This is a genomic window from Nitrosomonas supralitoralis, assembly GCF_003011925.2.
Taxonomy (GTDB): Bacteria; Pseudomonadota; Gammaproteobacteria; order Burkholderiales; family Nitrosomonadaceae; genus Nitrosomonas; species Nitrosomonas supralitoralis.
Genome location: NZ_PXXU01000001.1, coordinates 73,084 through 95,885, shown reverse-complemented (window position 1 = coordinate 95,885; position 22,802 = coordinate 73,084). Strand labels below are relative to the sequence as shown.

The window sequence follows — 22,802 nt, the reverse complement described above, 5'->3', positions numbered from 1 at the left end:
GGAAAATAGCTGCTTAACTTGACCCTCAGCATAAAGGAAACACATCAATGGCAAAAGAGCCCGGTAAACTGGACAAAGTGGTTCTGGAAGCACGCCAGAATGCAGAAAAACGCGCGCAGGGCTATCGGGCGCAGGCGCTCAAATTGTTTCCTTGGGTATGTGGCCGTTGTGCCCGTACATTTGACCATAAGAATTTACAATTACTGGAAGTGCATCACAAGAACAATAATCATGATGATAATCCGTCGGATGGCAGTAACTGGGAATTGCTTTGCACCTATTGCCATGAAAATGAACATTCCAAGTTGAAGGATTCGATGGGCCGTGATAATAACGGGCAAGCTGAATCGGTCGCTACTTATAATCCTTTTGCCAATCTTAAGGATATGCTGAAGAAATAGACGTAATGTGGAAAATAAAGTGAGCTGACTTGCTTATTGCAGGATGTTCGTTTGTATTTTTTATCGACAAGTGGGCTTCATTGAAGCTCGTTGTATTTAATGAATAGACCGTTATAATGCGATTTTCAAGCCAACAGGAGACTAGTCATGGTTAAGTTAACTGATGTAACTGGTATCGGCCCTGCCACAATCAAGGTTTTAGCTGAATATAAAATCAAAACAGTCGAAGCATTGGCCGCTATCAATTTGGCAGAGTTGCAGAAGATACCTGGATTCAGCGGAGCGATACGAGCGCGAGCAGTCAAAAAATCGGCTGCTGATTGCTTACAGGCTAAATCAGCTAAACCACTAACGACTGTTATCGAAAGTGCGCAGGTAAAGGATAAAAAAACTCCAGTCAAGAAAACTGTGACGAGTCAGATAGTGAGTCAACCTGAACCAGTCAGTGTTAGCAGTGAAAGCAAGAAAAAGAAACGTAATATCGATAAGCACAAAGACAAGCAAAAACTTAAAAAAAAGAAAGATAAAGATAAAAAGAAAGATGGCAAGAAAAAAGGAAAGAACAAAAAGAAGTCATAACTCCTTGGGTCTGATTAAGTATCGCAGTTGTGCTTCATGAGAGGTAGCTGAAATTGCACTGCTACCATAATTCAATACAGCCAAGGCAGCGGTTGTCAACAACTTGCCGGAATTGTTAACGGGTGGCGGTTCTCGAGATAAATAACAGAGTAATTGATCGAGGCTTGGGTTATGCTCAATGATGAGCAATGAATGTATTCCCTTGCTGTATTGTTTGATCAGTGCCGTCAAGTCATAACGTGATGCATCGTAGATTCCGGATTCGAAGCGTACGGCTTTTTCAGACAAGTTCAACGTATTCGCGACTAGCTGACAGGTTTGTTTTGCTCGCAATGCAGGAGAACAGATGATACGATCTATGTGATATTGCTTGTGCTTTAGCCATTTAGCCATTTGCTTTGCAGCTTTTATTCCACGGATTGTCAAAGGGCGGTCGAAATCCGATCTGCCTTCTTCAGACCAGTCTGATTTGGCATGTCGCATAATAAACAATTGATATTCAGGCATGACGCTTACTTTTATTATGAGATTAATTAATTGGACCACAAATTTTATTTTCGGTGTACCCCGATATGGATGAATCCTACGCTGCTGTTGATTTAGGTTCAAACAGTTTTCACATGATCGTGGCAAGTCAGGTGGATGGACGTTTGCAGATTATCGATCGCATGAAGGAGATGGTCAGACTGGCTTCAGGATTGAATGATAAGCAAGAGCTATCGAAAGAATCCATGCAACTGGCCCTGGAATGCTTGCAGCGATTTGGCCAGCGCATTCAAGAAATTCCACATCTGAATGTACGCGCTGTGGGTACGAATACGCTTCGCCTGGCTCGAAATGGCAATGTTTTTTTGTCGCAGGCACACAGTGCTCTGGGGCACCCGGTAGAGATCATTGCAGGACGTGAAGAAGCAAGACTGATCTATTTAGGCGTTGCGCACAGTTTATATGATGAGGCTAATAAACGCCTGGTAATAGATATCGGCGGCGGGAGTACGGAGTTAGTCATTGGTCAGGGTTTTGATACCTATGCTACTGAAAGCCTGCATATGGGCTGCGTCAATATCGGCCAGCGCTTTTTTGATGATGGCAAGATAAAAGCCAAGAAAATGCGCAAAGCCGTATTGTTTGCGATGCAGGAACTGGAATCGATAGAAACGGCTTACAAAAAAACAGGTTGGGACTCTGCTTTGGGTTCTTCCGGCACTATTATAGCAGTACGGGATGTAGTACAAGCCAAAGGTTGGTGTGATTCAGGCATTACTCTATCTGCATTGACGAAACTAATGGAAACTTTAATTGAGATTGGTGATAGTTCGTCGATTGATTTTGCAGGTGTACCTGAGCGCAGAAAACCGGTCTTTGCCAGTGGTGTGGCAATATTGTATGGTGTTTTTGAGGCACTTAATCTGGAACAGATCAATGTATCTGAGGGGGCATTGCGCGAGGGCTTGTTGTATGACCTCATAGGCCGGATGCACAACGAGGATATCAGGGACAAAACTATTGAGGTTGTTGCGCAGAGGTACTGCATTGACATGGAACAAGCAAATCGGGTCAAAGTTACCGCTGAAAGATTTTTCCATCAGATAAAAGCCGATTGGGAATTGGATGAAAAAACGGATTTGAAATTGTTGGTGTGGGGAGCTCTGATCCACGAAGTTGGTCTGTCAGTTGCGCATAGTCAGTATCACCGGCATGGCGCATATTTAACCGCCAATTCTGATATGGCAGGATTCTCCCGCCAGGAGCAAATCAAGCTGGCGATGCTGATACGGAGTCATCGCCGTAAATTTCCACTGGAAGAATTTGAATCGCTGACCATTTCAATGAAAACGTCAGTGATCAGACTGTGTGTCCTGTTAAGGCTGGCAGTAGTGCTGCACCGCAGCCGTTCCAATAACGACTTGCCGGAAATTCACATTAAAGTGAACAAGAACCGCATCACTCTGGATTTTCCTTCAGACTGGTTAGACCAACACCCTTTAACACTCGCTGACTTGAATACTGAGCAAGGCTTACTTCAGAATACTGATATGAAGCTGGTATTCAGTTAAGTATTTTGCATCAGAGATCGCAATAATGCTCCAGTATAAGCTGTTGTGCGGAGCGTGGTTTAGAAGTACCCGGTTTTAAGCGTTTATACGAGCCATCACTTTGCAATAGCCAGGCCTGAGTGTTATCGGAAAGATAGCTTAATAGTCCATACTCAATGACTGTATCGCTGGTGCGTTTTTCTTCTATCGGAAAGCATACTTCTACCCGGTGATGCAAATTGCGTGTCATCCAGTCAGCGCTGGAACAAAATACCAATTCTTCGTCATTGCCGCCATTCTGGAAGTAATAAACGCGAGTATGTTCCAGGAATCGACCCACAATGGAACGTACGTTTATATTCTCTGATACATTCTTTACTCCGGGACGCAGACAGCATATGCCACGAATGATCAGGTCGATTTTTACACCGGCTTGTGATGCCTTATATAACGCTGCAATAATCTCAGGGTCAACCAATGCATTCATTTTTGCAATGATCCAGGCTTTCTTTCCTGCACCTGCGGCATTTATTTCTTTATCAATATAACTCAATATACCTTTATGCAGCGTGAAAGGTGATTGCAAAAGCTTTTTTAATTTGCCTGCTCGTCCCAAACCGGTTAATTGGTGGAACAATTTGTTGACGTCCTCGCCGATGGCCTTGTCACAAGTCAGTAGTCCGTAGTCAGTATACAAGCGCGCAGTTCGTGCATGATAGTTACCGGTCCCTAAATGCACATAACGCCGTAACGTGCGGCCTTCTCTTCTGACGACCAAGATCATTTTGCTGTGGGTCTTATAATTAACCACGCCATATACAACATGTGCGCCAACTTGCTGTAATTCACTAGCCAGTCCAATATTGGCTTCTTCATCGAACCTGGCTCGCAACTCAATCACTACCGTGACTTCTTTACCTGCACGTGCAGCTACCTTGAGTGCTTCAACAATCGCTGAGTCAATGCCAGTACGATATAGCGTTTGTTTGATCGAGAGCACGCCCGGATCAACGGCTGCCTGTCGTAAAAAGTCAATGACAGGAGCAAACGATTGATAGGGGTGATACAGTAGAATATCGCCGTTATGCAATGCGTCAAAAATATTGGTGTTCTTGACCAGACGTTTGGGGATATTGGGTGTGAAGCCAACAAACTTTAATTCCGGACGATCAACCAGGTCGCAGATCGCATGCAGGCGATTCAAGTTGACAGGCCCAGTTACCCGATAAAGATCATTTGACTGTAACTCAAATTTCTGTAATAAAAAAGAGCTCAGCAAATCCGGGCAATTATCCGCGACTTCCAACCGGACTGCATCGCTAAATCTTCGTGAAGGCAATTCACCTTCCAGTGCGCGTAACAAATCATCTATTTCATCATCGTCGATCAGTAAATCGCTATTGCGCGTCACTTTGAATTGATAACAACCGATGACATTCATGCCAGGAAACAGATCGGTAACATGCGCATGAATAATTGAGGAAAGCATCACAAAGTCATGGTTTTCATCACTAAATCTGGTCGGTATGGCTACCACTCTCGGCAATGAACGTGGCGCTTGAACAATCGCCATACCTGAGTCGCGCCCGAAGGCATCTTTTCCTTCTAATGAAATGATGAAGTACAAATTCTTGTTAAGAACTTTGGGGAATGGGTGAGCCGGATCCAAACCGATTGGACTTAATACCGGCAACACTTCTTCTTTAAAATAACGATGAATCCAGCGACTAGTTTGAAGCTTCCATTGCGAGCGGCGCAATAGCCTGATCTTATCCTTGGCCAGTGCAGGTATGATCATGCTATTCCATACGCTATATTGTTCCAGTACAAGCTGATGTGCAGTTTCACTGACACGCGAGAGCACTTCTGTCGGAGACAAATTATCCGGGCCTGTTTGCATCGAGGCTAATTTAATCTGCTGTTTTAGCCCAGCTACGCGTATTTCAAAGAACTCGTCAAGATTGGTGCTGGCTATACATAAAAAACGTAACCTTTCCAGTAATGGGACAGTTTCATCTTTAGCTTGCTCGATCACGCGACGGTTGAATTCCAGCAGGCTCAGTTCTCGATTGATATAAAGCGCAGGGTCTTTGAGGTCGACAATATCCATCTGTGTTAATTACCCGAATAAATTATTGTAGCTGGCCAGTCGAACCCTGTTTGAGTGTGGTAGGCGGATAAGGAATTAATTAAGCTTCATTCTAGCTCATTAGGTGCAGAACTGAATTGTTACTTCGGTGTTAGCTTTAGAAGTTTGCCGTTTTCTTCATCAGTCAGTAAATATAATGCATCATCCGGGCCTTGCTCTACATCGCGGAAACGCAATGTATTGGTGAGCAATCGCTCTTCGTTGAGAACTTGCTTGTTGTCTGTGGACAGTCGAACCAGATGCCGCCCTGCCAGCGCGCCGATAAACAAGCTGTCGCGCCATCCCGGAAATTGCTTTCCAGTATAGAACACCATGCCGGAAGGAGCAATCGATGGTGTCCAGTAGTGAATAGGCTCTTCAAATCCCTGTGATGCATGTTCATTTTTGATCGGCACGCCATTGTAATGATTACCATAACTGGCCATAGGCCAGCCGTAATTTTTACCTGGCTGCGGAATATTGATTTCGTCGCCACCTTTCGGGCCATGCTCGTGAATCCAAAGTTCTCCTGTTTTGGGATGAATCGCCGCGCCCTGAACACTACGGTGTCCATACGACCATATTTCGGGTTTCGCTTTCGGGTCGTTGACGAAGGGATTGTCAGAAGGCACTGTTCCGTCAGGTCGGATACGGATTATTTTACCGATATGGTTGCCCAGACGCTGGGCTTCTTCCATTTGATCACCACGATCACCCAGTGTGATAAACAGATTCCCGTCCGGTGAGAATATCAGGCGTGAGCCAAAGTGCACACCGCCTTCAGTTTTTGGCCACTGGCGGAAAATCACTCGTAACTTTTCCAGGCTGCCATTGTTCAGTTCAGCCCTGGCTACTGCGGTACTGGCTTTTGACCCTTCTGGCTCAGAATACGATAAGTAAATCAATCGGTTCTTGGAAAAACCCGGATCCAACGCAACATCCAGCAAACCACCTTGTTGTTGCACCAGCACGGCAGGGACGCCTTTTATCGGGTCTGAAATACGGCCATTCGGTGTGACAATACGTAATTGGCCAATTTTTTCTGTTATCAGTATATTACCGTCCGGCATAAACGCCATGCCCCAAGGGAATTGCAAACCCTCAGCCACAAGGCGGACATCAAACTCAGTTTGAATACGCTGGGCTTGTGCAGCAGGCAGTATAAAAGAACTGTAAATCAGAAGCACAACGCTTATGTTAATTATTAAATTCATTTTTTTAGGTAGGTGTTACACAATAGCTTTCAAATGTACCATTGTCGCCAGTTCATCTCAACATTACTGGGTATCGCCCACTGAATGATGCGGCTCGAGAAAATGATATTTTTGTAGTGCCTGGAGTATATATTCCGCTGTCGGACGAGGAGCCATTTGACTATCGAACATGGCTGCATTCAGCGCGCCTAATTTTTCTGCCTGTTGCGGATTTGTAGCGAGTTGGATTGCGTGCTCAATAATATCATCCGGATCTAAGTAGGAGAACTGCTCTTTTAAATGTGGATTTGCAATTAACAAATCAGGATTATTTCCTAAAGGTTCACCGATAACGGCAACCCCAAGCGCCATGGCTAAGCCGAATTTGGATGATAAGCAACCTGCAATACCTTGCGTATATATGACGACTCTAGCACGCGCCAGAATTTCAAGATATTTTTCTTGGTTCAAACGAGGGTAAAATGCGTGGGCATATTTTTCCGGAAGCGCTTTCTCGCATGAGAAACCTATAGCCGTGTTAAGTGAAGCTATACTGGAAAGTTTATTGATAATCCGATATCGGCGTTCCATGACCGCTTGATGACGGAAATTATGCCGAAAACTGGTTACAAAGAAAATATCGATATCCTTTGGAGTCTCTCGGTGAGCCAAAATTCGTTCAAGTGGCTGGAAATTTTTCAGGTCGCGCAAGCGAAACTTTGCATCCGTCACGTAACCCTTGTAGGGTACGTTATAATTAATGCCAGGCTTAAATCCAAACAGTGCTGGAGTCAGCAATAATCTGCGGCAAAGCGATACAAATGATCCGGGTCTTATTGGAAAAAACTGCGAAATGCTGAGAATTTTTTTGTGAAAATCTTTAAGTGCCGGTGTGAACTCGATCTGGTCCGGGTTATAGTTAACCTTGAAATAAACATCCACGCTTTGCAGCAGTGGTAAATGATATCCACCCGTATGATTCGTAACGTTGACTGAATTGACATCATGCGTATCAATGCAAAAATACCATTCGTGATCCCCTTGCTGATATTTAAAAAGCGCCATTGCAAACAATAAATGCTGCCAATCAGCATCTTGAATGGCTGATTTCAGGCGTGGCGGAAGCGAATGAGCAACTCTGACTTGCAGTTTCCCACTTTTTGCTAACTCACCGAGCCCTTGTAGATAATAGCTCGCATAATAAGCGCGCGACGTGTCGTAAAAAGTTAGTTGCGCGTTGGTCATTTCGAATAAATTTTTTGCAAAACGAATATGAGTGAATCAAGCAGCCCATTCAGTTACTTTGGTGGTTAAAAGCGTCAAAGCGGTGGTTTGCTTTTCTGCGCCGGCCTGATGCCATTGATCCAGCATCTTGCGTGCGGTGTTGACTTCATGCGTGAGATTCAAGTCACGAAAATCAGGCGTATAGAATACTCGCGCAACCAGTGCGCGTGTTGCGCCAAGCCGCGGATACTGAGCATAAATTAAATCGCTGGGTATCGGCAAACGACTATCGTTAAGCCGCCCAATGCCGGCAAAACCATAGGGCACCCCGGCCGTCGCTGTGATATCGGTGAGCCGATCCAGAAATCCGGAGGTCAACACCTCGAAATGATTGGATAGTTTCATATCCAGATACATATCGTTTAAACCGAAGTGAATCTCGCCAATGCCTGGAAGTTTGACAATTTCACGCAGACGAATGGCAGCTGCAGCCGTTTCAACCAACAAAGAAACAAAGGCGCGGCCATCCACCAGTTCAATAAAAGTAGCCGCTTCCTTAATCGTGCGAAACATCGGCAACATCAGCACCGTTACTCCCTGATCGATCAAATGATTGATTTCATCGCGTGAGCCGGCGTGAATGGGATTGATGCGAGTAAATAAAGCCGATTTTGTTAATTGATCGCGAACAGCTTCCAGCTCATGTATTTGATGATCAGAAATCCATGCTTTCTTGGCGTCCTGACGATGCTCCTTACCAATTCGTTCCAGGTCTAGGCCAATACGATTAATGCCAGCTGCATTGCCAGCCCGAGCCAGATCCGGGTCGTTGGTGAACAACGTGAGAACAAAGTCGCTGCCAAAACTCATAAATTGGGTTCCTGATAAGGAATTGAATAAGCTTTCGGCTTATTATAGTTTATTCAAAACGATATGGAATTTTATCGGTGTCAAATGGTAACCGCCATTCATCCGGGTCGGTATAAATATAGGCGTTATTAAAATAGTTAATAAAACTACTTTCGGAATTATCCATATTCTGCAAACCATGCCAGATACCTGGAGGAATAGTGATCAATGTGGGTCGCAGACGACTAAGATGAAAGACGTTGATTTGGCCTTTTGTCGCTGAATCATCGCGATCATCAAACAAAACCAGTTTAATCGATCCATTGGTCACAAAGATCGTGTCAATTTGGAAGTCATGCACATGCCAGGCGCTGAGAGCATTGGCTCGCATTATGACGTGAATCATATGCTGAATCTGCTCGGGGCCGACTTCCCATTCCGGACGATAAAGCTCAGTGGTGGTGCCGTTGGCCGTAATGATATTGGGCACTTCCTGTCGTTTGACCCCCGTCAACAGAACACTGGTCGGCTCGCCTTCTGCAGTTACCGTTTGATGATCCTTGATGGCTTCTTCTTTTAGCATGATTCAGTCTCCTGTAGCTTTGCCGATATCGACATTATGTGTGCATGCAAGAAAGGACGAAATAGGCAACTATTTTTATTATTATCATGCTTGAGAATTATACTGGATTCTGAAGTGTTAAGCTTTAAGTATTGAGGGTAAGTATATCAAATAGAGGGTAGTTAATATTTTGAAAAAGAGCAGGAAAAATAGATCATTTATTAAAACTCCCACTAAAATACCACAACGCGCATTCGTATTCCGCCAAACAGATTGAGTGGTGGCCCCGGCTCATAATAGCGACCAAGTGCCGCATTAACGCGAGTATTGGCATTATATTGCGCATCGAATAAATTGTTGACGCCGAGAAACAACGAACCATCGAACCCGTTCCGTTTCAATTCCCAGCCGAAGAGTAATTGCCCCAGGTTATACGCCGGATTGGTCGCGGTATTGAAGTCGTTGACATAAAATTCGCCGACACGGTGCACATGCAACTGCCCGAAGAAACCGAACGGGTGTGAGTAGCGCAGCAATCCTTCCCAGCGATGCGTGGGGATGCCCGGAAAAACATTACCTTTTAAATTTATGTCATTGACTACGTATTTATCGAACGCAAAATCGGAGAAGGTGTAACTGATTTCCCCACGCAGACCTTTCCATTCTGGCGTGGCGAGACGTGACTCCACACCGACGCGTCTTGATTGGCCGGCGTTGCGGAAAAATGCCCGGCCGGGCGACGAGGTCAATTCAAAGGGCGTGATTTCGTCCCAAGTGCGGATAAAGAAGAGCGCGGTGTCGTACTGAAATCCCGCTGTGTTACCACGAAATCCAGCCTCATTGCTGAGCGATGTCTGTGCGTTCAGATTTGGATTAAAACCGCCTCTGCCAGCCGGATTGTTGAGCAATTCGGTGGTGGTCGGCGCTTCAAAGACGGATGTGACATGTGCGTAAAGTTGCTGTTGATCGTTTAGATGGTACACCAGCCCAGCGGAACCACTACCTTGGGATACTGTGCGCGAACCGGATTCATTACCATCAATTTTAAATTGATCTTTGACTTGATACTGCAACCAATCCCATCGGCCGCCAAGCACCAGATCAAGCTTGTCCGCAATATTCCATTCGTTACGTACAAATGGCCCGATGCTTTGCACACGCTCGATCTGGCTCAAATTCAGTGCGCTGCGCACGCCAAAATTGTTATTGAAGCGCTGCCGATCATCATTCTGTATGCCGTAATCGACGCCGATCAGAAAACGGTTGGGGCGATTGAACAATTCATGGTCGTTGACAAACTGCATCATCAATCCACCCACTAGGCGGTCAAACTGTACTTGTCCACCGTCGAAGAATGGTTGACGGCTTTGGAAATCGCGGTGCAGCATGTGCGCTGTCACTGTAAATTCCTTTCCGGCTGAGAGTCTTTGACGAAATCGTATGCCCACTTCTTCCTGGCGGATTTCCTCACCGGCGTTGTATTGCACATTACGTGTCGAAGCCTGACGTGGATTGGTCTGTACCTCCGCGCTGGTCAAAGCGCCCGGATCCTTGGCCAGCGGTGAATAGAGTTCCCGTAAAACCAGCATCAGGTCGGAATGTGTGCTGGTTTGAAAATTCAATTTGACCTGAGAAAACGTATTTTGCATCGCGCTGTGATTACGCCAGCCGTCTTGCTGCAAGTGAGAGCCATACAGGCTATAGCCGAAATTTCCGCTGCGTCCGCCCATGAACAACTCGGATTTCAGGTAACCATACTGTCCGAACACTTGGCGCGGCATCACAACGAATTTATCCGCCGGCGCTTCACGCGTAGTGATGTCGATCAAACCGCCGGAAGCATTACCGTACAACGCTGCCGATGGTCCGCGTACAATATCCATACGCTCGATTAATGATGGATCGATCGAATCCAATTGCGTTTGCCCGTCCGGCAGCGTCTGCGGAATTCCATCCACGCGCATTTGTATCCCTCTCACACCAAATGGTGAGCGTGCGCCAAACCCACGAATGGCAATGCGTAAATCCTGTGTGAAATTAAACTGGTTCTGAAAGAAAACTCCCGGTGTGCCGCGCGCAAACTCATCCAAAGTTGCGCCCGGTTGAAAATTCTGCTGCGGGTCACGTCTGATCTGCGTAATACTGTTAGGGATCTGCGCGGGTGAGCGCTCGCTGCGAGTGGCGGAAATGTTGATCGGGTCCAGAATAACGGACTGAGTAGTTTGATGGTTTTGCGCCCAACCAGGGGTTGTCAGCAGCAATAAAACAGGCAATGCAGCTCGGAAATCAGGCAAGAATCGCGTCCGCGAAAAAAAACCAAGACAAAAAAAGTGAGTGATAAGCACGGTGATAATAAGCATACACGCTAGTTTATCACTCCGCAGATCAGCAAATAAAATGCGGATAGCCTATTAATCAATTTTAACGGGTCATCAGTCGGTTCATTTTTCTTGCCCATCGCTTACGCAACAAGTTATTGAAGCCTCATGCACGACCCGACCGGATTTAATCCTTTTCGGTTTTTAAGATCTTTCCGAAAGTATCCAGTTCAACTTCAAATTTCTTTCCTTCTGACTTGATTTCAACTTCGTAGCCGGTAACTGTTCCATCGGGTTTCATCACCTTCTCTGCTTCGTCAATAATGGCGTTTGGATATGCCATGGAAATGGCCTTGGCGATAGGCTCAGGCAATGCTTTGATCTCAATCGATTCTTCCCTCTGCAGAATCTCGCCACTGGAGTCATACAGAATTTCGTACTCTCGGCCGTTTTCTTTGTATTCAACTTCAAAGACAGCTTTGCCTTCGATCATGTCCTGCTCGTATTCTACCTCTTTAGCGTTTGGATAAGCCTTTTCAAAAGCTTCGAGCACTGCTTTCGGTACTTGATCTTTGCTCACTTCTTTATCACTGGCCTGTGTTGGACCGAATGCGATCAAAAGGGTGACCACTAACGCTGAAATCAAGAATTGATTTTTCATCATGCCTCCTTTGGCTGAAGCCAAATATATGCTAATTAAAGTGCATCGATTCAATCATATTTTTTGAATCTGATTGAAAAGACCATAACGGAAAAATTCCGCCATCTTCTGTCTACTCTCTGATAGAAAGATTGTCAATATTTCAATGTATAAGAAACGCAAGCATTTTTAATCAGCTTGTAAAATTAAAGTGATCAACCAACTATCACGCATCATGAAACCAAGCCCGATTCATCGCATAGGCGATAGCTGGAAACCGACATGTCAGTTCATTGCCTGGACAGAAAGTCAGTAAGATGATTGTATGAAAGATCAGGCACAAGCATACTCTGCAATTGATCAATTTTTCAGCCCATCATAATGGATCGTTATCACGATGCACCTAGAAACCGCTTCATTCTGCTTGGAGCAAGCAATCTGACCTTGTCACTGCGTCTTGCCATTGATCTAATGCAACAGCGATTTGGCGGGCCGAGTGAGATTTTTACGGCGCTCGGACATGGGCGTGCATATGGAGTGTGCTCTCAAATGCTGCTGCGCGGGTTGCCGGGAATTGCCGACTGCGGGCTGTGGCGGCAATTAGATTTGGCGGAGAAATATCCGACCTATGCGCTGTTGACGGATATTGGCAATGATATTTTGTACGGATTGCCGCCGGAACAGGTTTTGCGAGCGCTGGAATGGTGCATTGGTCAGTTGCAGAAACACGCGACGCACTTTGTGGTGACTAATCTACCGATGACTTCGATTGAAAGCTTATCCGAGCGGCGTTACATTTTCTTTCGCAATATTTTTTATCCATCTTGCCGATTATCCAGGAATGAAACCATCAGTCGTGCGCGGGTAGTGCATCACGGCCTGATGGGTATGGCCATGCAACGGCGTTTTAAACTGCATGAACAGAAACCGGATTGGCTTGGCCTGGACGGTATCCACGTGAATTATTGGCAGCGAAAAGCGTTTTATCAGGATCTCCTGGATCAGTTTCACGTTCCTGGCGATAAACCTGAAGCAGTGGAAGGTAAACGAAAGTTTCTACTGACTTGGCAGCAACGGCCTGAATTTGCTTATAAAACAGTTTTTGGACGCACCGTGTACTGCCAGCAGCCGAGTGGACAACTGGCAGATGGATCGCAGGTCTGCAAATATTAAGCCGTACCCGTTGACGTGATATGAGTTGCGGTCGCGATAAATAATCATCGCGAGACGTTTCATGACCACCGTAAAACAGTGTTTACCATCTTCAAGGAAGCAGCGCATATTGCGTCCGTGACGTCGTACTTAACGAACCTTTGAGCGACCTCATTGGTTATTCCGAACCAAGTGAGGAATCTGCTTTAATCAACAGCACAGATTTCTCTTTGCGCTCGAAATGGCAGTTATCTGAGCATCCTGCAATAATCATCCTGATTAAAACAAGCTAAAACAAACCTCCGTTCCAAAAATATTACTCAGCGATATGTAAACCGAACATTCGGACTGGCGTTAATGTGCATGGTTTCGCTTTAATTTTAAGCTTCATGGTATCAATTGATTGAATTTTCAGGAGTTCTATAAAATCAGCCATGCAAAGACTCAATATCGTTTATACCTGTAATATCAGAAAGCCTGGCATGGAAGGCGAACGCTACGGCGAATTCGAAAGTCTGGATACCATCGCGGCAGTGACTGCAGCGCTTGAACGTGCAGGTGCGAATGTGGCTGTGATTGATGTGGGCGCGGATATCTACCATCAGCTTGAAAAACGCAAAGATAAAACTGATCTGGTATTCAATAACGCGGAAGGTCTGGATGAGAAGGAACTGCGCGAAGCCATTGTTCCTTTCTTTTGTGAGCACTTGGGCATTCCTTATACCGGCAGCAGCCCCAAGACCTTCATCAACAAAATGGATAAGGCAACGGCAAAGCGGATTGTTGCGTATGAAGGCGTGCCAACGGCGAAATTTCAACTCATGATGCCGGGCGATCAACTCAATGATTTAAATTTCCCTCTGATGGTTAAACCCTACAGCGAAGGAACCAGCATCGGCATCAGTCAGAAAAGTAAAGTGCATGATGAAACAGAGCTCAATGTAGCCATTGCAGCGATTTATTCCCAGTTTGATCAAGCTGCGCTGGTCGAGGAATTCCTGCCTGGAAATGAATACACGATTGGTTTAATTGGAGACTATGTGCTGCCGATTCTGGAAATTAATTTTGCGAAGATTCCAGGACATCCGCAACTGCGTGATCCGCACGTAAAAGATATGGAGAATCCCTACCTTTCTCATCTGGCTTGGACCGATCAGGCCAAAGGCTTTGCCAAGATGGCAATTGCAGCCCATGAAGCGCTTGAGGTGCGCGACTATAACCGTATGGATTTTCGCATGCGCAAAGGTAAGCTATATTTTCTCGAGGCCAATGTCATTCCCGGTATACATCCGACTGAAGCGGATCTCACCAACATGTGCCGGCATGTGGGTATCGCGCACCAGGATATGGTCGCATTGATCCTGGATAAGGCGGTGAAACGACTGGCTGTACGTCATCCCGAACGCTTTTGCGGAAAGATCGAATTACTCGAGGAATTAGCGATTTCAGCCATCAACAAAGTGCCAAAAGCCGGTTTTCTTACTCATCATGGGCGGATGTATAGTCTGCTCGGAAGATCAACCCATCAATAAATGAAATCATGATTGTACCCATTTCAAAAGACTTGTTTCCTGACCTTGTAAAGATTGCCTTGCAAGATATCGGCTCGATGTACCAATCCGCAGTTCATGATGAACTGGAGGATATTGCGCGTGGACGGTGTTTTGGGCTTTGTGCCGTGAGTGAGGGCAAGCCGATTGGTTATGTGATTGCAAAAAAAACGGTTGATACCTATCACTTAATGACCATTGCAGTGGATGAAAGTCATCGCGGCAAGGGATATGGCTCTTTGTTGCTGGACGGCATTTTTGCTGAAATCGCGAAGCAGGGAGGAAGAATACTGAATGTCATTACGGACGCTGATGCAAGCGAAAGCCTGCGTTTTTATCTCAAAAATGGTTTTTTTTTGACTGGCATTGTGCAGGATGAGTTTATCTCGGGAGTGGCCCAGGTGCATCTGACCAGAAGGATGGGCTATCGGCCTGAGCTCGAAACAAGACCTGTTTTTTCTACTACTTAACATTGAAAAAGGGCATAAAGCAATGAGAATCATGGCGACAAAAATGGACGGTTGCGGCAATTCGTTTTTACTGGTTGATGAAGTGAAAAATCCTTTGCCCGGATTCGATCGGGCGCGGATTTCAAATGCCCTGGCAACGCAGCATGATACCGATGGGATTCTGTATGTCGATCAACAGCAAGGCATGCCTACGATGAAGATTTTTGATCGCGACGGCACCGAAGAAACCATGTGCGGAAATGGGCTGCGCTGTGCAACACGGTATTTCCGCGATACCTATGTAGGCAATGACGTGTTTAACATCATCACGGGCGATGGCACGAAGGAAGTGGTGGTCGATAACGAAAGTGTTGAGGTCAATCTGGGTGCCGCGCGGGATTACCGGAAAATCGATCAGAATCTGCATTATGTGTATACCGGCGTGCCGCATGTCGTGGTTATCGGCTCCGAGATCAGCTTGGAAGCGGCAAGAGCACTCGGACAATTGTTACGCAACGACAAATCCCTGTGTGAATTTGTCGGTCACCCGGAAGGCGTGAATGTTAATTTCATCTGGCGTACTGCGGAAGGGATTGCTTTGCGTACTTTTGAGGTGGGTGTGGAAGACGTGACGCAAAGCTGCGGCACTGGCAGTGCGGCAAGCGCTTATGTGGCAGCCAGGGTGTTTGGAATCGACTTGCCGATCATGGCGAGTTCACTGGGCGGCAGGCTGCGCGTTAGAAACGATAACGGCGGGTTGTCGATCAGCGGCCCGACGCGTTACCAGGGAAAAGTGATTGGATTTGCCAATGCCGTCTTTGCCAGATCCGTCGAACCGGTCGGTTACTGGCAACGCAATTATGCCTGGCAGGGGATGTGAATCGCCTTTCAACAGCCTGTTAATCGTTTTGAGTTGAATCGTTGTATCAGGTTTTTGCCGGGGTTGTTACGCTTGCGGCATTGTTAGTGCTGGATTGTTTTTTTATGAGGCAATAGTATGGAATTTTCATTGGTTACTTTTTTTCTAATCATGGCTGCCATGATGGTGTCTGATATTTGTTTTACACTTTACTTTATTGACGTAGAAGAAAGAAGAGCGCATGGAGCCGCCTTCTGGTCAGCGATGATCATTCTGGTGACCGCTTTTGCCGTCACCAATTATGTCGAAAACAAGATTTATATCGTGGCTGCATTTATCGGGGCATATGTAGGTACTTATGTCACGATCGAGTGGAAGAAACGAGTTGAATCAAGGTTGAAGCCTGAATTGGCTGAAGGAGCTTCACGGCAATAATTCGATGCCCCCGCCGCGGTCAATCGAATCATGAACCGCGGCGCTTCTGAACAATCGTAAATTTTTGTTGTAAATTCAAACTTAAAAAACCGCACCACGCGCAGATTGATCGGATAATCTGCGCCATCGCATTTCATTCTGTTCCGCTATCTCGGTATTTATATCGCGTACAGTCTTTGCGGTAATTCGCCAAGGTTTGCCTTGCGCAGGTTGCAGACTCTTTTCTTTCCCATATCAGTTAGTGTACGCTGCTGCTTAATGGAATGGTCTGCCCGATCTTTTATCGTCGAACTGTTCGACAAGAATTACCTCCATTAGGCGGGCAAGTTCTGCCAGAAAATCGATTTTTCGGTGAAATACGCGCAAAACCTGATGGATGAATTTGCCTCAAGCATAAATTTCCGCAGATTACGGCTTCGGTCGACATGCCGGTATCCAGCATGGACGTGTCGGAGATCGTTAATCGGGTGTTTTTCATGCTGGTGCGCTCGGTTGTCGGTCTGGATCGCAACGCCGCCAAGGTGGTGTTTGCCGAGTTTTTAGCCAGATCTCCGCGTTAAATGCGGATCAAATGGCTTTTTTGAATGAGATTGTTGAGTATCTGGTGAGAAATGGCGTCATGGAACCGCGGGTGATTTTTGAAACGCCGTTTGACCATTATCATGAATTAGGCGTAGTCGGCGTTTTTGGCGATGAGCTAAGCCAGCAGATTGTCGAACGCATTCATGGCGTGAATAGGAATGCGGGAATTGTTGCCGCTCTGAAGTGACGAAATTCCGCTTTGTCTTTGTGGTTCGGTCAGTGAAGTTGTATTCCGGCCAGTTCTTTGTTACAGATTGCTCAAAACCACACGGTACTTGGCATTGCCGCTGGCCAATCGGGCGATAGCTTCATTGACCTGATCCATGCGGAAAATTTCCACGACGGGTTCGATCTTGTGCTGTTGTGCAAATTGCAACATGGTGGCAATACTGGCGGGGCTGCCGACGGGGGAGCCGGAAATCGAGCATTGGCTGGCAATCACTGGAAATACATTGATTTCAAGCGGTTCAAGAGGGACACCCAGGAGATGCAAGCGGCCTTTGGGGCGCAGGGTTGCGATATAGGCGTTCCAGTCGAGCTTTACATTCACGGTTGCCAGGATCAAGTCAAAACGGTTTGCCGCGGCTTCAAGCTCGGCGGGGTTTTTGGTATCCAGTACGTCATGCGCGCCCAGTGTCAGGGCTTCTTTCTTCTTGGCTTCGCTGGAGGTGAAGGCGGTTACCCGGCAACCCCATGCCTTGAGAAATTGCAACGCGATGTGGCCCAGTCCGCCGATGCCGATGACGGCAACGCTGGCAGTGGATGGAATATTGAATTGCAGCAGCGGGTTAAAAACGGTGATGCCGCCGCAGAAAAGCGGTCCTGCGCTTTGTGCATTCAAGCCATCCGGCAGTGCCACGATGCTGGTCGATTTGGCACGCACGAGGTCGGCAAAGCCGCCGTGACGGCCGACAATGGTGGCTTCAGATTGGGCGCAAAGGTTATGATCGCCGGACAGGCAACTGTGGCAGGCCATACAGTAACCGGCGTGCCAGCCCAGGCCGACGCGCTGTCCCAGCGTGAAATTTTTAACATACGCGCCTTTGGCCGCAATCGTGCCGATGATTTCATGTCCTGGTACAAATGGATACTGCGTGATTCCCCAGTTGTTATGCAGCATGCTGAGGTCGCTGTGGCACAGGCCGCAGTACTCAATCGCGATTTCCACATCGTTCCTGCCCAATGGTCCTGGATTGTATTCGAAAGGCTTAAGTTTTCCACCTGACTCGGATGCGGCGTATGCTTTAATCATATTGATTCCTTTACAACAGCATGCTGACTGTTATTTATTACTACCGTTTCTTGAATAGAAGAACGGTTGATATGATCTCAAAAAATGGAGGAATTATTAAACATTCGCCCATCCCCATTGTTCATAGTTTACTGAGTTCATCTATTAAATGCCAGAGTGATGGCTGATGAGACTATGATATAACTTGATTTTACAATAGGTTAATGGCAGTCTTAGATTTAAACGCAAACCATAATGAAATTGTGCTTTGCCGCGAAGAATCTGTGTTTTTAAATGAAAAGTATTCCCCTCTGCTGAATTCGGGCGCATTATACGGGAAAATCATTCTATTAAAGAAAATCTAGATTGTTGGGTTATATAATAAAATAATCTATATTAAAGATGCAGGATTAGTCATTCCGCTTTTTGCGGGCGTATGCGGCGTATCGTCAGGGCATAAAAGGATTGCTCTAAACAATAGACAATTAAATGTGTGGTCGAGGATGTAATCGTGAATCATATATTCTTCTTGGGAGCATCGAATGCAATAGTGGCAAGTGCTGTTGAAGCACCGCTGAATTATTTTTTGCATAGCTATGGCCCCGCAGCAAAACCGACCATGTATTTAGGATGGGCCCTTGCAGGGCTGTCGGTTGCCATCTGTTTCATTATTGCGCTGTTGCTATTGACGGCAATATTTCGCAAACGAAAAACATCAAATCCACACAAAATTGAAAGTGAGGGCAAAGGCCTGCAATGGGTTTATATCGGTACAGGAATTTCCACCGTTATTTTATTTGTATTGGTGATTTATTCGCTGACGGTTCTGAACCAAGTTGCCAAACCTTCGCAGACGCCAAGCATCACCATAACGGTTACTGGATACGACTGGTGGTGGAAGGTCGAGTACGAACACGATGATCCCGCTAAACGCTTTATCACTGCAAATGAAATTCATATTCCGGTGGGTCAATCTGTATTGATTAAGTTAAAAAGTGCGGATGTTATTCATGCATTCTGGGTGCCAAAGCTTGCCGGAAAAACCCAAATGATTCCGGGCTTGATAAATCAGCAATGGATTCAGGCCGATGTGCCCGGAGTTTATACTGGACAATGTACTCAATTTTGTGGCGTGGGTCATGCACATATGAGTCTGGAAGTAGTGGCTGAGAGCGTCGAGGATTTCGAGAAATGGCAGAATGCTCAACGACAGCCTGCAACGCAGGTTCTCAGAGCGGAACAGGACTCAGGCTACAAATTATTCATGGATCGCTGCGCAGGCTGTCACGCTGTAAGAGGAACGGATGCGAAAGGTGAGCATGGCCCGGATTTGACGCATCTGAACTCGCGCCGTCGTCTAGCTGCGGGGGTATTAACCAATACGCCTGATCATTTGATGGAGTGGATTGGCAATGCACAACTACTCAAGCCAGGATCACGTATGCCCAGCTTTAAGTTGTCAGAAAGCGAAATTTCCGCGCTCGCATTATTTTTATCAACATTGGACTAGCAGTGTATGACTTTCTCTGACACGAAACAGAATCATCCGGATAGTCACCTGGAACGCGTGCCCGATTTTGGCTGTGCTCCAGTGGGTTCAGATGCCGAAGTGCGACTTGCAGAAATATGGGAAACAACACCAGGCTGGCGTGGTTGGTTTTCCACAGTCGATCATAAAACAATTGGTCTGCGCTATCTCGTTACCGCATTTATTTTTTTGTTGATAGGTGGCATCGAAGCACTCATCATGCGTGCGCAACTCGCTCTGCCGGAACAGTCCTTACTGACACCTGAACAATATAACCAGCTATTCACGATGCATGGCGTGACGATGATATTTCTTTATGCCTTGCCGATATTGTCCGGCTTCTCCAATTATCTCTGGCCATTGTTGCTGGGTTCTCGAGACATGGCATTTCCACGCCTCAATGCACTTTCGTATTGGATTTTTCTGTTTGCGGGCATTTTCATGTATGCGAGTTTCCCGTTGGGGCAGGCGCCCAATGCGGGCTGGTTTAATTATGTTCCTTTTTCAGGACCTATTTACAACACAGGCCCCAACATTGATGTCTTCGCTCTGGGAATGGTCCTTTTAGGCATTTCAACCACTGTCGGATCAATCAATTTTATTGTCTCGTTATTCAGAATGCGAGCACCCGGCATGACCATCAATAAGGTACCGATTTTGGTCTGGGGCACACTCACCGCGTCTGTAGCCAATCTTATAGCCATCCCTGCAGTCAGTCTGGCTTTTTTTCTGCTGTGGCTGGATCGTCAGGTGGGCACGCAATTCTTTGATGTGGCTAACGGGGGTAAACCGCTGTTGTGGCAACACTTATTCTGGATGTTCGGCCATCCATGGGTTTATGCAATCGTGCTGCCGGCAATGGGCATTGTTTCTGATGCGCTACCAACATTCTGTCGTCGCCCTCTGGTGGGGTATACAGCGGTGGCGCTGGCCACCATGGCAACCATGCTGCTTGGTTTTCAGGTATGGATCCATCATATGTTTGCCACCGGTCTGCCGACTGTAGCCTTGTCAATTTTTGGAGCTGCCAGCATGATCATCTCGATCCCGAGTGCAGTTGCTGTTTTTGCCTGGATTGCGACCATCTGGTTGGGTAAACCTGTTTTCAAAACGGCGTTTCTGTTTTTCGCCGGATTTATCTTTTTGTTTGTGGTCGGGGGATTGTCGGGGGTAATGACAGCAGCTGTGTCACTTGATCTGCAGTTGAACGAAACCTACTTCATCGTTGCCCATCTTCATTATGTTTTACTTGGCATCAATGTGTTTCCGGTGATTGGCGGCATTTATTATTGGTTTCCTAAATTCACTGGTCGCATGATGAGCGAAACACTGGGTAAATGGAGCTTCTGGGTTATGTTCATTGGCTTTAATATCGGGTTTTTTCCAATGCACATAGCCGGCTTACTGGGCATGCCCAGGCGCATCTACACATATTCATCTCGTATGGGGTGGGATAGTGTCAACATGATTACATCCATTGGCTCTTTTATCTTCGCCATTGGAATTCTGATTTTTTTGGCCAATATTCTGATCAGTCTCAAGCGCGGCGCATTAGCTGGCTCCAATCCCTGGGATGCAGCGACACTCGAATGGTCAACGCCTTCACCACCACCTGCTTATAATTTTGCTGTTATTCCCGTTATCGCGAGTCGCCATCCATTATGGGAAGATCGCCTTAACGAAAACTCTAAACGTTCCAGTCTTACGCAAGGTTATTTACTTATGGAAGGTCATGAAACACTGGGAACTTCGCCTATTGACGCTGAGCCAGTAACTATCCTTAAAATGCCGGGGGATTCTTACGCACCCTTTTTCGTCGGATTATTTGTTTCATTATTTTTTGTCGGTTTGCTGCTTCATTGGTGGTATTTCGCAGGGATGACAGCTGCAGCATGCTGCATTACTTTAGTGATTTGGATGTGGCCACGCAAGTCGCTGGCTCAGAGAACAGCACCGAAAACAGCTCACCTCAGTGGGAGGAGTCCATGAACAAAGTTATTCACTTCGAACAGCAGCCTTTGCCAGTGGGCAGTGACGGCAAACTTTCAACGGGCTGGTGGGGTGTTTTAGCGTTAATTGTGACCGAGGGATCCCTGTTTGGATTTCTGCTCTTTACCTATTTCTATTTGTCAGCTCAGACCGAACAGCAATGGCCGCCGGAGGGGTTGCCAAACCTGCTTATGCCCATTATAAATACAGCGATTTTACTCGCTAGCAGTGTTTTTGTTTGGGTTAGCGAGTATGGAATTCGACATCAAAAGAAATACTGGAGTATTGGTGGGATGTTAATAGCGGTCGTGCTTGGTTTTTGTTTTTTAAAAATTCAACTCATAGAATGGGGCGAAAAATCTTTTGATATCACGTCGAATTTATATGGATCGCTGTATTTTACGATCACGGGGTTCCATTTGTTCCATGTCATCATTGGATTGGCGATTTTGTTGCTACTATTGGTCTGGACCTCGCTTGGTTATTTTGATGATAAACGATATGCGGCTGTGACGATTGGTGGCGCTTACTGGCACTTTGTCGATGTAGTCTGGTTATTTGTTTTTACTACTTTGTACGTGTTTCCTTATCTCTAGAATTCGAAATAAGCCTCATTAATTAAAGGTGTTTATAGAATTTTTTGATGCCATGAGTACATACAAAATATTGCTAGCGTTATTGGGAGCACCATCAGCGTGGTTCATCCAGATGTCTTTAAGCGAGCCACTTGCAGCATACGCTTGTTATCCGCATCAGGTTCCGCTTACTGCACCCCTTTGGGTTGATTTGTCTGCAATACTCATTGCGATTAGTTTGATTTGTTTAGCGGGTGGGCTGATTTCTGGATATGTCGCATGGGATTCATGGCGAAAATTAACCAAGTCTGGTTCGAATGGGAAAATCTTTGTAGTTGATGAAGGACAAACTCAATTTCTAGCAATGCTGGGAGTCATGTCGAGTTTTATATTCATCGCTGCAATAGTATTTACGTTTTGTGCTGTTTTATTAGTATCACCCTGTAGCGCCTGGACGTGACTCTGATGATTTCAGTAATTTTATTCATCAATAATCATACTATGAAGCTAAGCAAAGTTAGT

22 protein-coding genes are annotated in these 22,802 nt (G+C 46.1%); 13 read left to right on the top strand and 9 right to left on the bottom strand.

Going from position 1 to position 22,802, the window contains the following annotated elements:
* Nucleotides 1-47 precede the first annotated feature (47 nt).
* Complete coding sequence (locus C7H79_RS00370; RefSeq protein ID WP_106705309.1) at nt 48-401, top strand: YajD family HNH nuclease; 354 nt, start codon at nt 48-50, stop codon at nt 399-401.
* 147 nt (nt 402-548) lie between these two features.
* A complete protein-coding gene (locus tag C7H79_RS00365) occupies nt 549-980 on the top strand; it encodes a helix-hairpin-helix domain-containing protein (RefSeq protein ID WP_106705308.1) in 432 nt (143 codons plus the stop codon).
* On the opposite strand, the gene sixA is transcribed toward C7H79_RS00365, so the two are convergent.
* Nucleotides 975-1,487, bottom strand: coding sequence for a phosphohistidine phosphatase SixA (gene sixA / locus C7H79_RS00360; RefSeq protein ID WP_106705307.1), 513 nt, complete (start codon nt 1,485-1,487; stop codon nt 975-977). The genes C7H79_RS00365 and sixA overlap by 6 nt on opposite strands.
* Nucleotides 1,488-1,552: 65 nt before the next feature.
* Between sixA and ppx the strand changes: the two genes are divergently transcribed.
* A complete protein-coding gene (gene ppx, locus C7H79_RS00355) occupies nt 1,553-3,037 on the top strand; it encodes an exopolyphosphatase (protein ID WP_106705369.1) in 1,485 nt (494 codons plus the stop codon).
* 10 nt (nt 3,038-3,047) lie between these two features.
* Here the strand turns inward: ppx and ppk1 are convergent, their stop codons facing one another.
* From ppk1 to C7H79_RS00320, 7 genes are all read right to left on the bottom strand, one after another.
* Nucleotides 3,048-5,126, bottom strand: coding sequence for a polyphosphate kinase 1 (ppk1, locus tag C7H79_RS00350; protein WP_106705306.1), 2,079 nt, complete (start codon nt 5,124-5,126; stop codon nt 3,048-3,050).
* Nucleotides 5,127-5,245: 119 nt separating this feature from the next.
* A complete protein-coding gene (locus C7H79_RS00345) occupies nt 5,246-6,358 on the bottom strand; it encodes a PQQ-dependent sugar dehydrogenase (RefSeq protein WP_172592311.1) in 1,113 nt (370 codons plus the stop codon).
* Nucleotides 6,359-6,421: 63 nt separating this feature from the next.
* Nucleotides 6,422-7,582, bottom strand: a complete 1,161-nt coding sequence (locus C7H79_RS00340) for a glycosyltransferase (protein WP_106705305.1) — start codon at nt 7,580-7,582, stop codon at nt 6,422-6,424.
* Between the two features lie 36 nt (nt 7,583-7,618).
* Nucleotides 7,619-8,431: an aldolase/citrate lyase family protein gene (locus C7H79_RS00335; RefSeq protein ID WP_106705304.1), complete on the bottom strand. Its 813-nt coding sequence runs from the start codon at nt 8,429-8,431 to the stop codon at nt 7,619-7,621.
* Between the two features lie 49 nt (nt 8,432-8,480).
* On the bottom strand, nt 8,481-8,993 hold the full coding sequence (locus tag C7H79_RS00330) for a cupin domain-containing protein (RefSeq protein WP_106705303.1): 513 nt from the start codon (nt 8,991-8,993) through the stop codon (nt 8,481-8,483).
* A gap of 212 nt (nt 8,994-9,205) precedes the next feature.
* Entirely contained in the window at nt 9,206-11,266 is a 2,061-nt protein-coding gene (locus C7H79_RS00325) for a TonB-dependent receptor family protein (protein WP_242447058.1), read from the bottom strand.
* Between the two features lie 211 nt (nt 11,267-11,477).
* Nucleotides 11,478-11,954: a PepSY domain-containing protein gene (locus C7H79_RS00320; protein ID WP_242447057.1), complete on the bottom strand. Its 477-nt coding sequence runs from the start codon at nt 11,952-11,954 to the stop codon at nt 11,478-11,480.
* 357 nt (nt 11,955-12,311) lie between these two features.
* On the opposite strand from C7H79_RS00320, the gene C7H79_RS00315 reads away from it, so the two are divergent.
* The 6 genes from C7H79_RS00315 to C7H79_RS00290 all read left to right on the top strand — a co-directional run bounded on the left by C7H79_RS00315 (nt 12,312) and on the right by C7H79_RS00290 (nt 17,144).
* Nucleotides 12,312-13,103 carry an SGNH/GDSL hydrolase family protein gene (locus tag C7H79_RS00315; protein ID WP_106705300.1) on the top strand — a complete coding sequence of 264 codons (792 nt, stop codon included), beginning with the start codon at nt 12,312-12,314 and terminating at the stop codon, nt 13,101-13,103.
* Nucleotides 13,104-13,516: 413 nt separating this feature from the next.
* Nucleotides 13,517-14,614, top strand: coding sequence for a D-alanine--D-alanine ligase family protein (locus C7H79_RS00310; RefSeq protein WP_106705299.1), 1,098 nt, complete (start codon nt 13,517-13,519; stop codon nt 14,612-14,614).
* 8 nt (nt 14,615-14,622) lie between these two features.
* Nucleotides 14,623-15,102, top strand: coding sequence for a GNAT family N-acetyltransferase (locus tag C7H79_RS00305; protein WP_106705298.1), 480 nt, complete (start codon nt 14,623-14,625; stop codon nt 15,100-15,102).
* 22 nt (nt 15,103-15,124) lie between these two features.
* Nucleotides 15,125-15,961, top strand: a complete 837-nt coding sequence (gene dapF / locus C7H79_RS00300) for a diaminopimelate epimerase (RefSeq protein ID WP_106705297.1) — start codon at nt 15,125-15,127, stop codon at nt 15,959-15,961.
* Between the two features lie 117 nt (nt 15,962-16,078).
* Entirely contained in the window at nt 16,079-16,375 is a 297-nt protein-coding gene (locus C7H79_RS00295) for a hypothetical protein (protein WP_106705296.1), read from the top strand.
* A 571-nt stretch (nt 16,376-16,946) separates the two neighbouring features.
* Nucleotides 16,947-17,144 (top strand): type I restriction-modification enzyme R subunit C-terminal domain-containing protein, encoded by a 198-nt coding sequence (locus C7H79_RS00290; protein WP_242447056.1) that lies wholly within the window; start codon nt 16,947-16,949, stop codon nt 17,142-17,144.
* Between the two features lie 60 nt (nt 17,145-17,204).
* Here C7H79_RS00290 and ahr read toward each other — a convergent pair whose 3' ends face one another.
* On the bottom strand, nt 17,205-18,209 hold the full coding sequence (gene ahr / locus C7H79_RS00285; protein ID WP_106705294.1) for an NADPH-dependent aldehyde reductase Ahr: 1,005 nt from the start codon (nt 18,207-18,209) through the stop codon (nt 17,205-17,207).
* A gap of 490 nt (nt 18,210-18,699) precedes the next feature.
* Between ahr and coxB the strand changes: the two genes are divergently transcribed.
* The 4 genes from coxB to C7H79_RS00265 are packed head-to-tail and all read left to right on the top strand — an operon-like array spanning nt 18,700 to nt 22,740.
* A complete protein-coding gene (gene coxB, locus C7H79_RS00280; RefSeq protein ID WP_242447055.1) occupies nt 18,700-19,698 on the top strand; it encodes a cytochrome c oxidase subunit II in 999 nt (332 codons plus the stop codon).
* A 6-nt stretch (nt 19,699-19,704) separates the two neighbouring features.
* A complete protein-coding gene (gene ctaD, locus C7H79_RS00275; RefSeq protein ID WP_106705293.1) occupies nt 19,705-21,705 on the top strand; it encodes a cytochrome c oxidase subunit I in 2,001 nt (666 codons plus the stop codon).
* The gene (locus tag C7H79_RS00270; protein ID WP_106705292.1) at nt 21,702-22,301 is read left to right on the top strand and encodes a cytochrome c oxidase subunit 3; all 600 of its coding nucleotides are present in this window, start codon (nt 21,702-21,704) and stop codon (nt 22,299-22,301) included. The genes ctaD and C7H79_RS00270 overlap by 4 nt, the downstream gene beginning before the upstream one ends.
* Before the next feature lie 52 nt (nt 22,302-22,353).
* The gene (locus C7H79_RS00265) at nt 22,354-22,740 is read left to right on the top strand and encodes a hypothetical protein (RefSeq protein WP_106705291.1); all 387 of its coding nucleotides are present in this window, start codon (nt 22,354-22,356) and stop codon (nt 22,738-22,740) included.
* The last annotated feature ends 62 nt before the right edge of the window (nt 22,741-22,802 follow it).